Below are 12255 nucleotides of genomic sequence, written 5' to 3'. Positions count from 1 at the left end.
CACTCCTTCACAGGGATGACGGAACATTGGGGGAGCCTGCGGGGGTCACCGCTTCACCTCCCAGCCCGTGGTGCCGTCCTTATTGTCCTTGATGGCGATGCCCATGGAGGCGAGCTCATCACGGATGCGGTCGCTCTCGGCCCAGTTCTTGGCCTTTCGGGCATCGAGCCGCGCGGTGATGAGGGCTTCGATTTCCTCGATTTTTGTCTTGTCCGCCTCATCAAGATTTCCCATGCCGCGATGATGAAACTTATCCAGCCGCTCGAACCCAAGAAATCTCAGAGCATTCGAGAAACGGCTGCGAATGCGATGCTGCTCAGGGTCCCATGCACGCTCAAGTTTTGTGATTGCAGAGACCATTTCGTGTAAAGCGGCAATCGCGGCAGGCGTGTTCAGATCATCGGACAATGCAGCCAAGACTTCCACCGGCTCTTCATCGCCATATGTTGGGTCAAGGTCTGGGACGAAATGCTTCTGGAAGCTAAGAAGAATACGGCGAGTCTCCTGAAGAGACTGAAACGTCCAGTCGATGGGCTGGCGATAGTGCGTGCGCAGCATATTGAAGCGCAGCACATCGCCCGGCCAATCCTTGAGTAGCTCGTTGATGGTCACGAAATTCCCCAGGCTCTTCGACATCTTCTGGCCTTCCACCTGCAGGAAGCCGTTGTGCATCCAGACGTTGGCCATCACATCGTGGCCAAAGGCGCAGCGCGTCTGCGCTATCTCGTTCTCATGATGGGGGAAGACGAGGTCGATGCCCCCGCCGTGGATGTCGAAGATTTCGCCCAAATGCTTCCAGCTCATGGCCGAGCATTCGATGTGCCAGCCGGGGCGGCCGCGGCCCCAGGGGCTGTCCCAGCCGGGCGTCTCCGCGTCCGAGGGCTTCCACAACACGAAGTCCATGTCGCCGCGCTTGTAGGGCGCGACATCGACGCGGGCACCCGCCATCATCTCGTCCAGCGAGCGGCGGGAAAGCTGGCCATAGTCCTTCATGGAGGGCACATCGAACAGCACATGGCCGTCCGCCGCATAAGCGTGGCCCGCGGCGATGAGGCGCTCGATGATGGCGATCATCTCGGCGATATGCTCGGTGGCGCGGGGCTCGACCGTTGGGGGCAGGACGCCAAGGGCGGCGATATCCGCATGGAACTGCTGCACCGTGCGTTCCGTCAAATCTCTGATGGAGACGCCCTCCTCCCGGGCCTTGGCGTTGATCTTGTCGTCCACATCCGTGATGTTGCGGACATAGGTGACGCGGGTCTCTCCATAGAGCTGGCGAAGCAGGCGGAACAGCAGGTCGAAGACGATGACCGGCCGGGCATTGCCGATATGGGCGTAGTCCCACACCGTCGGCCCGCAGACATACATGCGCACGTTGTTCGAGTCCAACGGGCGGAACTCCTCCTTGGTGCGGGTCAGGGTGTTGTAGAGGCGCAAAGGCATGTCGGTCCTCAAGGCTTGCCGGCCCGGGATCGCTTTATCTTGGATGAGGTCAAGCGGCGCCCTGCCAGCTGATATCGACTAGCAGCAAATGATAAGGCCGCAGAGGGTGGCGGTGGCGGGGAATAACATCATTCTGCGCTGCAGCATGCGTCAGGTGCCCGGCAAGGTCAAGAGCGTGGGCAAGCACAGACGTGCCATAGTCTCCAGCCGATTGGTGCAGGCAAAGCCGTGGTCAGCGTATGTTCCAGCCAGGAGCGAACACATGGCCGAAAACAGCCTTCCAAATCATGCGCGGGCCATCTGGCCGAAGAGGACTTTCTTCTCCTCATCCGTCATCGGCTTCTGGTAGGACGGGTTCACCGCGGCATAGACCTTGGCCACGGCGGGGCGCGCCTTGATCGCCTCGAACCAGCGCTTGAGATTGGGGAAATCGTCGAGGTTCTGGCTGTAGCGCTCATGAGGAACAACCCAGGGGTAGGAAGCCATGTCGGCGATGGAATACTCGCCGGCGAGATAAGGCCGGCCGGCGAGTCGCTTGTTCATGACGCCATAAAGGCGGTTCACTTCCTTGGTATAGCGCTCGATGCCGTACTGGATCTTCTCCGGCGCATAGATGGCAAAATGCCCGGCCTGGCCGGACATGGGGCCAAGACCGCCCATCTGCCAGAACAGCCACTGCAGGACTTCGACCCGGCCGCGCAAGTCCTTCGGGATGAAGAGCCCGGTCTTTTCCGCAAGATAGAGGAGAATGGCGCCAGACTCGAAAACCGAAACGGGCTTGCCGCCATCGGCGGGGGCGGTGTCGATGATGGCCGGAATACGGTTGTTCGGCGAAATCGCCAGGAACTCCGGCTTGAACTGGTCACCCTTGCCGATATCGACGGGGTGGAGATTGTAGGCAAGCCCCGCCTCCTCAAGGAAGATCGTGATCTTGTGACCGTTGGGGGTTGGCCAGTGATAGAGCTCGATCATCGCCTACTCCGCCGCCTCAACCATATCCTCATCGTCCGGCTTGGGGCGGGAGGCCATTTCCTTCTTGATTTCTTCCGCCACCAAGAACGACAGCTCCAGCGCCTGGGCGGCGTTGAGGCGGGGGTCGCAGAAGGTGTGGTAGCGGTCGTTCAGGTCCTCGTCGCGCAGCGCGCGCAGGCCCCCGGTGCATTCGGTCACGTCCTTGCCGGTCATCTCGACATGGATGCCGCCGGCATGGGTGCCTTCGGCTTGGTGCACGCCCATGAACCGGCGAACCTCGCCCAGAACCGCCTCGAAGGGACGTGTCTTGTAGCCGCTTGTCGACTTCACCGTGTTGCCGTGCATCGGATCGCAGGACCAGACCACGACTTTGCCCTCGCGCTTCACTGCGCGGATCAGGTCGGGCAGATGTTTTTCGACCTTGTCCGCGCCAAACCGGGCGATCAACGTCAGGCGTCCTGGCTCATTTTCCGGGTTCAGCGCGTCGATCAGGCGCATCAGTTCGTCCGCCTTAAGCGACGGGCCGCATTTGAGGCCGATCGGATTCTTCACCCCGCGCATGAACTCGACGTGGGCATGGTCAGGCTGGCGGGTGCGGTCGCCGATCCACAGCATGTGACCCGATGTGGCGTACCAATCCCCGCTTGTCGAATCGACACGGGTCAAGGCCTGCTCATAACCCAGCAAGAGCGCCTCATGGCTGGTGAAGAAATCGGTGGTGCGCAGTTGCGGCGCGGTATCGGCGTTGATGCCGCAGGCGCGCATGAAGCCCACCGCCTCGGTGATACGGTCAGAGAGTTCCTGGTAGCGCTCGTAGGCGGGCGAATCCTTCAGGAAATCGAGGGTCCATTTGTGGACGTGCTCGAGGTTCGCATAGCCGCCCTGGGCAAAGGCGCGGAGCAGGTTGAGGGTGGCCGCCGACTGGCGGTAAGCCATGATCTGGCGCTCTGGGTCCGGCCGGCGCGCCTCGATCGTCGCCTCGGCGCCATTGACGATGTCACCCCGGTAGATCGGCAATTCCACTCCGCCGATCGTTTCGGTGGGCGAAGAGCGCGGCTTGGCGAACTGGCCGGCAATACGGCCGACCTTCACCACCGGCTGGCCGCCGGCGAAGGTGAGCACAACCGACATTTGCAGGAAGACGCGGAAAAAGTCGCGGATGTTATCGGCCGAATGCTCGGCGAAGCTTTCCGCGCAATCGCCCCCCTGCAGCAGGAAGCCCTTGCCCTCCGCCACGCGGGCGAGCTTGCGCTTTAGCTTCCGGGCCTCCCCCGCGAAGACCAGTGGTGGGTAACCGGCCAGCTGCTCCTCAACCGACTGGAGCTTGGCCTGGTCCTCGTAATCCGGCACCTGCACGGCCGGGAAATTGCGCCAGGTCGCAGGCGTCCAGTTTATCGACATCTCGTTTACTCCAAAAGGGGATTGACCCTTTCCAACTCTAAAATCGGCTTGGCCTATACACGGCTTGGCGGTAGGATTCCAGCCCGCGTGGATGGTCCGAACAGGCGATGCTGGAATATCTTTATCATGCGAGATGAGACCAAGCATATAACGTCCTTGCCGCCGGCTCTCCGCCCATGTTCGTCCGTCTGCTGGTACTGAACGCGATATTTCTCGCCATTTTTGCCATCCGTAAGGCCTCCGGCGCCCGGCCTATGCCGGCAGCCGCCGCCCTGTTGGTCCAGCTTGCCGCACTGGGCGCCAACATTATCGTCCTCTACCAGCAGGACGTGCAGAACTATCTGACAACCTTTGCGAAACGGTTTTGAGGAGTTCCGAAAAGGCGGCCTCTGCCGAGCAAAAGGGCTGCTGCAGGCCGACGTTCCAGTAGCGAAGGCTGGCAAGCGGAATAGGATCGCCCGTTACGGCGCAGCGCACGAAATCCCCCTCCCGCAGGATCTGGAAATCGGCATCGAGGTAACGGATCACGGCCTCCCGGCGAGGTTGCTTCGTGTCGAGAAAATTCATGGCTGACAGTCTAGCTGGTTTTGTGCCCATTTGAAGACGCCGAAACTTTGGACAATGCTGATCGGATGCGGTTAGATTCACTGCCATGAGCGAAACATCCACCCACGAACAGCTTCTCGACATCTACGCCAAACTCGCCGTTCGGACCGGCCTCAACCTTCAGAGAGGGCAGCAGCTGGTGATCACGGCGCCACTCGATGCGGTGGCATTGGTGCGCCGCATCACCGAGCACGCCTATGAGGCTGGGGCGAGCCTCGTGACCACGGTCTACGCCGATGAAGAGACGACTCTTGCCCGCTATCGGCATGCCCCAAAGGAAGCCTTCGACGTGGCGCCCGGCTGGCTGTTCAACGGCATGGCAGAGGCCTTCCGCGGCGGCGCCGCGCGGCTGGCCATCGCCGGCGAAAACCCGGCCCTGCTGGCGGGGCAAGACCCGGACAAGCTGTCACGCGCCAACAAGGCGCGGTCAAAGGCCTATCGCCCGGCTCTCGAGCTGATCACCGGCTTCGCCATCAACTGGTGCGTCATCGCGGCGGCAACGCCTGCGTGGGCCCAGTCGGTGTTTCCCGGAATTCCCGAGGCCGAAGCCATGGACCGGCTGTGGCGGGCGATTTTCGCCTGCACCAAGGCCGACCTGCCGGACCCGATCGCGGCATGGGAAAAGCACAACAATGACCTGCGCCGGCGCACCGCGTTCCTCAACAACCGGCGCTACCGCGCGTTGAAATACAAGGGGCCCGGGACCGATCTCATGCTGGGTCTCGCCGGGGAGCACAACTGGAAGGGCGGCGGCGGCAAGGCGCTGAACGGCGTGTTCTGCAATGCCAACATCCCGACCGAGGAGGTGTTCACCGCACCCCACAAGGACATGGTGGACGGCGTGGTGTGTTCCTCGAAGCCACTGTCCTATCAGGGTTCGCTGATCGACGGCATCCGCGTGCGCTTCGAGCGCGGAAAGATCGTGGAGATGACGGCGGAGAAGGGGCAGGATGCCTTTCGCAATCTCATCGACACGGATGAAGGGGCGGCGCGTCTGGGCGAAGTAGCACTCGTGCCGCATTCGTCGCCGATCTCGAAGAGCGGCCTCATCTTCAACAACACGCTGTTCGACGAGAATGCGGCGAGCCACATCGCGGTGGGCCAGTCCTACACCGAGAACATCCGCGAAGGCTCCAAACGCTCCAAGGATGAGCTTGCGGCGCTGGGCGCCAATGCGAGCCTCGTGCATGTGGACTGGATGATCGGCTCGGGCGAGTTGGACGTCGACGGCATCATGGCGGATGGCTCCGCCGAACCGCTGATGCGCAAGGGCGAGTGGGCGGTCTGATGCGCTAAAGAAGTCGGCCCTGCCTGGGGCTGTCTTCGCGCACCTTCACCTCGCCATCGGCGAACTCAAGGCGAAGAGCTTCCCACTGACTGACGCCGGCCGCGGCGCGCACCGGCCTGCCCGTCTCGTCCCGCACCAACGCGAAGCCGCGCCGAAGTACGGATCTGTAGGAGAGCGAGTCCGCGAGCTTCGCCACGCCATCGAAGCGCTGGCGCTGGAAGGCGACGAGGCGCGACAGGGCCTGCGCGGCACGGCGGCCCGAAAGATCGAGCGAGCGGCGCTCATTGGCGATCATGGCGCGCATGGGGGCGGGCGTGAGGCGCGGCGCAACGCGGTTGAGGCGGGCGGCCTGCTCGCGCGTATTGGCCTTCAGCGCCAGTACGAGGCGGCCCGAGGCAGAATCGAAACGCTGGCGCACGAGAGCGAGGATTTCATCCGGGCGCGGCAGGGCACGGGCGGCGGAGCGGACGCGCGTTAAGCGCTCATCCATGCCGCGGCTGAGGCCGCCCTTCATGCGGGCATCGAGACGGGCCACCTCAGCCACGAGGTCAGCGCGCACCGGAACGGCCTTCTCGGCGGCGGCCGTGGGGGTGGGCGCACGCAGGTCAGCAGCATAATCGATGAGCGTCGTATCCGTCTCATGGCCCACCGCGGAGATGACCGGGATGGCGCTCGCCGCGGCGGCGCGCACCACGATCTCCTCATTGAAGCCCCACAGGTCCTCGAGCGATCCGCCGCCGCGCGCCACGATGATGACGTCGGGCTTCCGCGCCATGCCGTTGAAACCGGCGATGGCGGCGGCGACCTCTGCCGCGCAGGTCTCGCCCTGCACGCGCACCGGCCAGACCATGACATGGCGCGGGAAACGCTCATTGAGACGGTGCAGAATGTCGCGGATCACGGCTCCCGTGGGCGAGGTGACGATGCCGATCACCGTGGGCAAATAAGGGATGGGGCGCTTCCGCGCCGCATCGAACAGGCCTTCCGCCGTGAGCTTCTTCTTCCGCTCCTCCAGCAGCGCCATCAGCGCGCCGGCACCGGCGGGCTCGATCGACTCAATAATGATCTGGTAGGCGGACTTGAGCGGATAGGAGGTGATCTTGCCGGTGACGACGACCTCCAGCCCCTCCTGCATCTTGGAGCGCAGGCGCCCGAAGCTGCCGCGCCAGATTACCGCGTCGAGCTTCGCGCCCTCGTCCTTGATCGAGAAATAGCAGTGTCCGGAGGAGTGGGGGCCGCGATAGCCCGAGATCTCGCCCCGCACGCGCACATGTCCGAAGGTGTCCTCCAGCGTGCGCTTCAGAGCGTTGGCGATCTCCGAGACCGAGTATTCCCCGGAATTGGAGCCGCCGGTCTCGATGATCTCGCCGGTTTCCGGATCATGATCCCAGATGGTGGACATGGCAAATTCCGCGCTTTGATTCACACGCATCAAATGCAAAAAGGCGGGCGAAATCAAGAACGGGTGCAGCCATGAACATTCTTCTCATCGGATCGGGCGGCCGGGAACACGCACTGGCCTGGGCGATTGCGGCGAGCCCGCTTTGCGACAGGCTGTTCGTGGCGCCCGGAAACCCCGGCATTGGCCAGATCGCCCGCAACGTCGAGCTGGAGGTCGCCGACCATGCCGCGGTGACCGCCTTCTGCCGGGCGGAGAACATCGGCCTCGTGGTGGTGGGTCCCGAGGCGCCGCTTGTGGCGGGGCTGGCGGATGACCTCGCCGCTGCGGGGATCAAGTGCTTCGGGCCGAAGAAGTTTCCTGCCCAGCTCGAAGGCTCCAAGGGCTTCACCAAAGACATCTGCGCCAAATACGGCATTCCCACCGCAGCCTATGGCCGGTTCCAGGACAAGGCGGCAGCGCTTGCATATCTCGAAACGCATGGCGCCCCCATCGTCATCAAGGCGGATGGGCTCGCGGCGGGCAAGGGCGTTACCGTGGCGCTGGACATGGCGGAAGCGCGCGCAGCCGTCGAAGACATTTTCTCAGGCAAGTTCTGCGGGGCCGGATGCGTGATCGAGGAATTCCTCGAAGGCGAGGAGGCGAGCTTCTTCGTGCTGACCGACGGGAAACACGCCCTGCCGCTCGCCACCGCGCAGGACCACAAGCGCGTGGGCGACGGCGACACGGGCCCCAACACCGGCGGCATGGGCGCCTATTCCCCTGCCCCCTGCATGACGCCCGCGCTGTGCGACGAGGCGCTGGAGAAAATCGTCAAGCCCACGATCCGCGCGCTGCAAGAGATGGGGCACCCCTATGCCGGCGTGCTCTATGCCGGGCTCATCCTCACCGGGGACGGCCCCAAGCTCATCGAATACAACTGCCGCTTCGGCGACCCGGAAGCCCAGGTGTTGATGATGCGGCTGAAGGATGATCTCGTCACCCTGCTGCTCGCCTGCTGCGACGGCACCCTCGACAAGGTCTCGGCGCGGTGGTTCGACGACGTGGCGCTGACCGTCGTCATGTGTGCGCAGGGCTATCCGGGCGGCGCGGTGAAGGGCACCGAGATCCGCGGCCTCGAAGGCGCCGCCGCCATGGAGGGCGTGGAGATCTTCCACGCGGGCACGGCGGAGAGGGACGGCGCAATCGTCGCCAATGGCGGGCGCGTGCTGAACGTGACGGCGCGCGGTGCAACCGTTCGCGAGGCGCGCGACCGGGCCTATGCCGCGGTCGACCGCATCGACTGGCCCGACGGCTTCTGCCGCCGCGACATTGCCTGGCGGGCGCTGGCGCGCGGGGAGACGCGCTGAACTTTGCGTGAGCTGGTCAAGCGGTGTAATCTGCCCACCTATGAGCACACTCTTCCCCGGCACGCGCGAATACCGGCGCCGGCATGCCGGAGTGGACGCGCTGCCGCCATTCCTGGGCCGCCATGCGCATTGACCGGCAGCAGGCCTTCTCCGGCACCACCGCCTCCGACATTGATGCCGCTGCGCTGGAGGCCTATCTTTCGCGGAACCTTGACGGCTTTGCCGGGCCGCTGACGCTGGCGCGCTTCAAGGGCGGCCAGTCGAACCCTACCTACAAGCTGACGACGCACGGTGGATCCTACGTGCTGCGGCGCAAGCCCTTCGGCAAGCTGCTGCCTTCGGCCCATGCCATCGAGCGCGAGTATCGGGTGACGGAGGCGCTGGCGCGCGCCGGGTTCCCGGTGGCGCGGCCGCTACACCTATGCGCCGATGACGGCATCATCGGCGCCGCTTTCTATGTGATGGCGCATGCCGGGGGCCGGGTGTTCTGGGAGCCGCATGCGCCGGGTCTTTCGGGCACGGAACGCGCGGCACTGTTCGACTCGCTCAACGCCGCCATCGCGCAGCTGCACCTGCTCGATCCCTTGGCGCTCGGACTTGGCGGCTTCGGCAAGCCGCAGGGTTATGTGGCCCGCCAGATCAAGCGCTGGAGCGAACAGTATCGTGCCTCCGAAACCGAAACGATCGCGGAGATGAACAGCCTCATTGCATGGCTTCCGGACGCATGCCCCGCTGACTCCGGTGCCGCCATCGTGCATGGCGATTTCCGGCTGGATAACTGCATCGTCCATCCGGCGGAACCCCGTGTGATCGCGGTGCTGGACTGGGAACTCTCGACGCTGGGCGATCCGCTGGCGGATTTCACCTATCACCTGATGCAATGGTTCATGCCGGTGTCGGAAACGGGCGCTGGCGTCGGCTCGCTGCTGGGGCACGAGCGGGAGCCTGGCGTTCCGGCTATCGACGCCTACATCGCGGATTATTGCCGCCGCACCGGGCGAAGCGGCATTCCGGATCTGCCGATCTACATGGCTTATAACTTCTTCCGTCTCGCGGCGATCCTGCAGGGCATTCTGGGCCGCGTCCGGGATGGCACGGCGGCCAATGGGGATGCAGCAGCCATGGCGCGGCAGGTGCGGCCGCTCGCCGAGACGGCATGGTCCTTCGCACGAAAGGCAGGCGCATGAGCGAACCATCGATTGGCCTTGCACTGGGCGGCGGCAGCGCGCGCGGGCTCGCCCACATTCCGGTGCTCGAAGTGTTCGACGAACTGGGCATCAAGCCGAAGGTGATCGCCGGCTGCTCCATCGGCGCGCTGCTGGGGGCTGGTTATGCCGGCGGGCTGACGGCCAAGGAAATCCGCGAGCGCGCCGAGCTGCTGCTGTCGGACCGCATCGGAGCTCTGAAATTCGCCTTCGGGCAGAAGCGGGTCAATCCCTTCGAGCTCCTCGCACTGCGCGGCTTCGCCTCGTTGCATGTGCATGGCGAGAGGCTCGCCTCGCTGGTGCTGCCGGAAACCTTGCCGGAGATGATCGAGGATCTGGCAATTCCCTTCAAGGTGATCGCCACCGACTTCGATGCGATGGAGGAGCGCGTTATCGAACGCGGGTCCCTCGTGAAAGCGTTGGGCGCCTCGATTGCCATCCCGGGCGTCATCCTCGGCCCGCACTATGACGGGCACAGCTATGTCGATGGCGGTGTCACCAATCCGGTGCCATTCGACCATGTACGCGATGGCGTGGACATCGTGGTCGCCGTCGACGTCACCGGGCGGCCGCGCGAAGCCAATCGCAAGAACCGCACCAACATGGATCTGGCGGTGGGGTCCATCCTCATCCTGTTCAACCAGGTGGCCAGCCTGCGGCGGCAGATCAGTCCTCCGGACATCTATGTGCGGCCGGCGATCGACTCGTTTTCCGCCGGCGATTACTTCCGCATCCGGGAGGTGCTGGAGCAGGCGCAGCCGGCAAAAGAGCAGCTGAAGCGGGAACTCGAGAAGAGACTCACGGCCGCTTCGCCTTGAAGAAGTCCTTCAGCATCGCCTTTGCCCGCTCCTCGCCCAGCCCGCCGTAGACGTCCGGCGCGTGGTGGCAGGTGGGCTGCCCATAGAAGCGGGGGCCGTGCTCCACCGCCCCCATCTTTTCGTCGCCCGCCGCGAAATAGAGGCGGCGGATGCGGGCGAAGGAAATCGCCGCTGCACACATGGCGCAGGGTTCAAGCGTGACGAAGAGGTCGCAATCGACAAGGCGCTCCGAGCCCAGGATTCCGGCCGCCGCGCGGATCGCCAGCAGCTCGGCGTGGGCCGTGGGGTCCTTCCGTTCCAGCGTGCGGTTTCCTGCTCTTGCGATGACGTTGCCGGCCTTGCCGGCCACCACGGCGCCCACTGGAACCTCGCCGCGAAGGGCGGCGGCTTCCGCTTCTTCGAAGGCGATCGCGAGGGGGGCTGGCAGATTCAGTCGCATCGTGCCAATTGAGGCCATATGGGTGACGGGTCAAGATGAGCGAATTCGAGGGGGAACGCATCGCCAAGGTGATCGCCCGGGCCGGCATCTGCTCCAGGCGCGATGCCGAACGGCTGATCGGCGAGGGCCGGGTCAAGATGAACGGCAAGGTTCTGACCTCGGCCGCCACCAACGTGACGGACAACGACGTGATCTTGATCGACGGCCAGCCGCTGCCGCAGAAGGAGGCCACCAAGCTGTGGCGCTATCACAAGCCGGGCGGACTGGTGGTGTCGAACCATGATCCAGAAGGCCGGCCCACAGTGTTCGACAAGCTGCGCCAGCAGTTGCCGCGCGTCGTCTCCATCGGGCGGCTGGACATCAATACCGAGGGGCTGCTGCTGCTGACCAATGACGGCGGGCTGGCGCGCTTTCTCGAACTGCCCGCCACGGGATGGACCCGCAAGTACCGCGTGCGGGCCTTCGGGCATGTCGATGAGGCTTCGCTCGCAAAGCTCGAAAAGGGCGTGGAGGCCGGGGGCGTGCGCTACGGCCCCATCGAGGCGAAAATCGAGCGCGTGCAAGGCGGCAATACCTGGCTGACCATCGCCATCAAGGAAGGCAAGAACCGCGAAGTGAAGCGCATCTGCGAGCACCTGGGCCTGCAGGTGAACCGGCTGATCCGCACCGCCTTCGGGCCCTTCCAGCTGGGCGAGCTGCCGCGTGGCGGCATCGAGGAGGTGCCGGCGCGCGCCATGAAGTCCTCGGTCGGGGAGAAATTCTTCAAGAAGGAAGATGATGCGCATCGTCGGTGGAAAGTTCAAAGGCCATAGCATCGCCCCGCCCTCCGGTTCGGCGACACGGCCCACCACGGACCGGGTGCGGGAATCGGTGTTCAACATTCTGGCGCATGGCATCGGCGGGTTGCCGCTCGATGGCGCGCGTGTGCTGGACCTGTTTGCCGGGACGGGCGCCATGGGGCTCGAGGCCGTTTCGCGAGGCGCGCGCTTCTGCCAGTTCGTGGAGGACAGCGCGGAAGCGCGCGGGCTCATCCGCAAGAATGCCGATGCGCTGGGGGTGATCGGGCTCGTGAAGATCTGGCGGCGCGATGCGACGGCACTCGGGTCCTGTTCTCCGCAGCCGCGCTTCGACCTCGTCTTCGCCGACCCGCCATATGGCAAGGGACTGGGGGAGAAGGCACTGGCCTCGCTGATTGCCGGTGACTGGCTCAACCCCGGCGGCATCGTCGTGCTGGAAGAGCAGCAGAAGGCCGAGGTCAAGGACATTGCAGGCCTCGCGCTGATCGACGAGCGGGACTATGGCGATACGAAGATAAGATTTTACCGGGGAGACTGA

13 protein-coding genes are annotated in these 12255 nt (G+C 64.3%); 7 read left to right on the top strand and 6 right to left on the bottom strand.

Features of this window, described 5'->3' with window-relative positions:
- Window positions 1–45 precede the first annotated feature (45 nt).
- The 3 genes from cysS to IOC82_RS01590 form a co-directional block, all read right to left on the bottom strand.
- A complete protein-coding gene (gene cysS, locus IOC82_RS01600; RefSeq protein ID WP_290544423.1) occupies window positions 46–1443 on the bottom strand; it encodes a cysteine--tRNA ligase in 1398 nt (465 codons plus the stop codon).
- A gap of 285 nt (window positions 1444–1728) precedes the next feature.
- The gene (locus tag IOC82_RS01595; RefSeq protein ID WP_290544422.1) at window positions 1729–2415 is read right to left on the bottom strand and encodes a glutathione binding-like protein; all 687 of its coding nucleotides are present in this window, start codon (window positions 2413–2415) and stop codon (window positions 1729–1731) included.
- A gap of 3 nt (window positions 2416–2418) precedes the next feature.
- A complete protein-coding gene (locus tag IOC82_RS01590) occupies window positions 2419–3816 on the bottom strand; it encodes a class II 3-deoxy-7-phosphoheptulonate synthase (protein WP_290544421.1) in 1398 nt (465 codons plus the stop codon).
- A 176-nt stretch (window positions 3817–3992) separates the two neighbouring features.
- Between IOC82_RS01590 and IOC82_RS01585 the strand changes: the two genes are divergently transcribed.
- Window positions 3993–4184, top strand: a complete 192-nt coding sequence (locus tag IOC82_RS01585; protein WP_290544714.1) for a hypothetical protein — start codon at window positions 3993–3995, stop codon at window positions 4182–4184.
- On the opposite strand, the gene IOC82_RS01580 is transcribed toward IOC82_RS01585, so the two are convergent.
- Window positions 4123–4383: a DUF2093 domain-containing protein gene (locus tag IOC82_RS01580; protein ID WP_290544420.1), complete on the bottom strand. Its 261-nt coding sequence runs from the start codon at window positions 4381–4383 to the stop codon at window positions 4123–4125. The two genes, IOC82_RS01585 and IOC82_RS01580, sit on opposite strands and share 62 nt — an antisense overlap.
- Before the next feature lie 85 nt (window positions 4384–4468).
- Here IOC82_RS01580 and IOC82_RS01575 point away from each other — a divergent pair, with 85 nt between their 5' ends.
- Window positions 4469–5710 carry an aminopeptidase gene (locus IOC82_RS01575; protein ID WP_290544419.1) on the top strand — a complete coding sequence of 414 codons (1242 nt, stop codon included), beginning with the start codon at window positions 4469–4471 and terminating at the stop codon, window positions 5708–5710.
- A 4-nt stretch (window positions 5711–5714) separates the two neighbouring features.
- Here the strand turns inward: IOC82_RS01575 and xseA are convergent, their stop codons facing one another.
- Window positions 5715–7112 carry an exodeoxyribonuclease VII large subunit gene (gene xseA / locus IOC82_RS01570; protein ID WP_290544418.1) on the bottom strand — a complete coding sequence of 466 codons (1398 nt, stop codon included), beginning with the start codon at window positions 7110–7112 and terminating at the stop codon, window positions 5715–5717.
- A gap of 71 nt (window positions 7113–7183) precedes the next feature.
- On the opposite strand from xseA, the gene purD reads away from it, so the two are divergent.
- The 3 genes from purD (at window position 7184) to IOC82_RS01555 (ending at window position 10481) form a co-directional block, all read left to right on the top strand.
- Window positions 7184–8458, top strand: coding sequence for a phosphoribosylamine--glycine ligase (gene purD / locus IOC82_RS01565; RefSeq protein WP_290544417.1), 1275 nt, complete (start codon window positions 7184–7186; stop codon window positions 8456–8458).
- A gap of 83 nt (window positions 8459–8541) precedes the next feature.
- Window positions 8542–9645 carry a phosphotransferase family protein gene (locus IOC82_RS01560; protein ID WP_290544416.1) on the top strand — a complete coding sequence of 368 codons (1104 nt, stop codon included), beginning with the start codon at window positions 8542–8544 and terminating at the stop codon, window positions 9643–9645.
- Window positions 9642–10481 carry a patatin-like phospholipase family protein gene (locus IOC82_RS01555; protein WP_290544415.1) on the top strand — a complete coding sequence of 280 codons (840 nt, stop codon included), beginning with the start codon at window positions 9642–9644 and terminating at the stop codon, window positions 10479–10481. The genes IOC82_RS01560 and IOC82_RS01555 overlap by 4 nt, the downstream gene beginning before the upstream one ends.
- Here IOC82_RS01555 and IOC82_RS01550 read toward each other — a convergent pair.
- A complete protein-coding gene (locus IOC82_RS01550) occupies window positions 10462–10920 on the bottom strand; it encodes a nucleoside deaminase (RefSeq protein ID WP_290544414.1) in 459 nt (152 codons plus the stop codon). The genes IOC82_RS01555 and IOC82_RS01550 overlap by 20 nt on opposite strands.
- A gap of 35 nt (window positions 10921–10955) precedes the next feature.
- Between IOC82_RS01550 and IOC82_RS01545 the strand changes: the two genes are divergently transcribed.
- Together IOC82_RS01545 and rsmD are read left to right on the top strand one after the other, a co-directional pair.
- Window positions 10956–11732: a pseudouridine synthase gene (locus IOC82_RS01545; protein ID WP_366935627.1), complete on the top strand. Its 777-nt coding sequence runs from the start codon at window positions 10956–10958 to the stop codon at window positions 11730–11732.
- A complete protein-coding gene (gene rsmD / locus IOC82_RS01540) occupies window positions 11698–12255 on the top strand; it encodes a 16S rRNA (guanine(966)-N(2))-methyltransferase RsmD (RefSeq protein ID WP_290544698.1) in 558 nt (185 codons plus the stop codon). The genes IOC82_RS01545 and rsmD overlap by 35 nt, the downstream gene beginning before the upstream one ends.

The sequence above is a fragment of the Aestuariivirga sp. genome (assembly GCF_020252395.1).
In the GTDB taxonomy this organism is placed as follows: domain Bacteria; phylum Pseudomonadota; class Alphaproteobacteria; order Rhizobiales; family Aestuariivirgaceae; genus Aestuariivirga.
Note: the sequence above shows the minus strand (reverse complement) of the source record. Positions and strands in the feature narration are given on the sequence as shown.

What these genes read in the sequence shown, in the direction of transcription:
- cysS (WP_290544423.1), bottom strand. Translation starts at nt 1,443, where the DNA reads ATGCCTTTGCGCCTCTACAACACCCTGACCCGCACCAAGGAGGAGTTC.
- IOC82_RS01595 (WP_290544422.1), bottom strand. Translation starts at nt 2,415, where the DNA reads ATGATCGAGCTCTATCACTGGCCAACCCCCAACGGTCACAAGATCACG.
- IOC82_RS01590 (WP_290544421.1), bottom strand. Translation starts at nt 3,816, where the DNA reads ATGTCGATAAACTGGACGCCTGCGACCTGGCGCAATTTCCCGGCCGTG.
- IOC82_RS01585 (WP_290544714.1), top strand. Translation starts at nt 3,993, where the DNA reads ATGTTCGTCCGTCTGCTGGTACTGAACGCGATATTTCTCGCCATTTTT.
- IOC82_RS01580 (WP_290544420.1), bottom strand. Translation starts at nt 4,383, where the DNA reads ATGAATTTTCTCGACACGAAGCAACCTCGCCGGGAGGCCGTGATCCGT.
- IOC82_RS01575 (WP_290544419.1), top strand. Translation starts at nt 4,469, where the DNA reads ATGAGCGAAACATCCACCCACGAACAGCTTCTCGACATCTACGCCAAA.
- xseA (WP_290544418.1), bottom strand. Translation starts at nt 7,112, where the DNA reads ATGTCCACCATCTGGGATCATGATCCGGAAACCGGCGAGATCATCGAG.
- purD (WP_290544417.1), top strand. Translation starts at nt 7,184, where the DNA reads ATGAACATTCTTCTCATCGGATCGGGCGGCCGGGAACACGCACTGGCC.
- IOC82_RS01560 (WP_290544416.1), top strand. Translation starts at nt 8,542, where the DNA reads ATGCCGGAGTGGACGCGCTGCCGCCATTCCTGGGCCGCCATGCGCATT.
- IOC82_RS01555 (WP_290544415.1), top strand. Translation starts at nt 9,642, where the DNA reads ATGAGCGAACCATCGATTGGCCTTGCACTGGGCGGCGGCAGCGCGCGC.
- IOC82_RS01550 (WP_290544414.1), bottom strand. Translation starts at nt 10,920, where the DNA reads ATGCGACTGAATCTGCCAGCCCCCCTCGCGATCGCCTTCGAAGAAGCG.
- IOC82_RS01545 (WP_366935627.1), top strand. Translation starts at nt 10,956, where the DNA reads ATGAGCGAATTCGAGGGGGAACGCATCGCCAAGGTGATCGCCCGGGCC.
- rsmD (WP_290544698.1), top strand. Translation starts at nt 11,698, where the DNA reads ATGCGCATCGTCGGTGGAAAGTTCAAAGGCCATAGCATCGCCCCGCCC.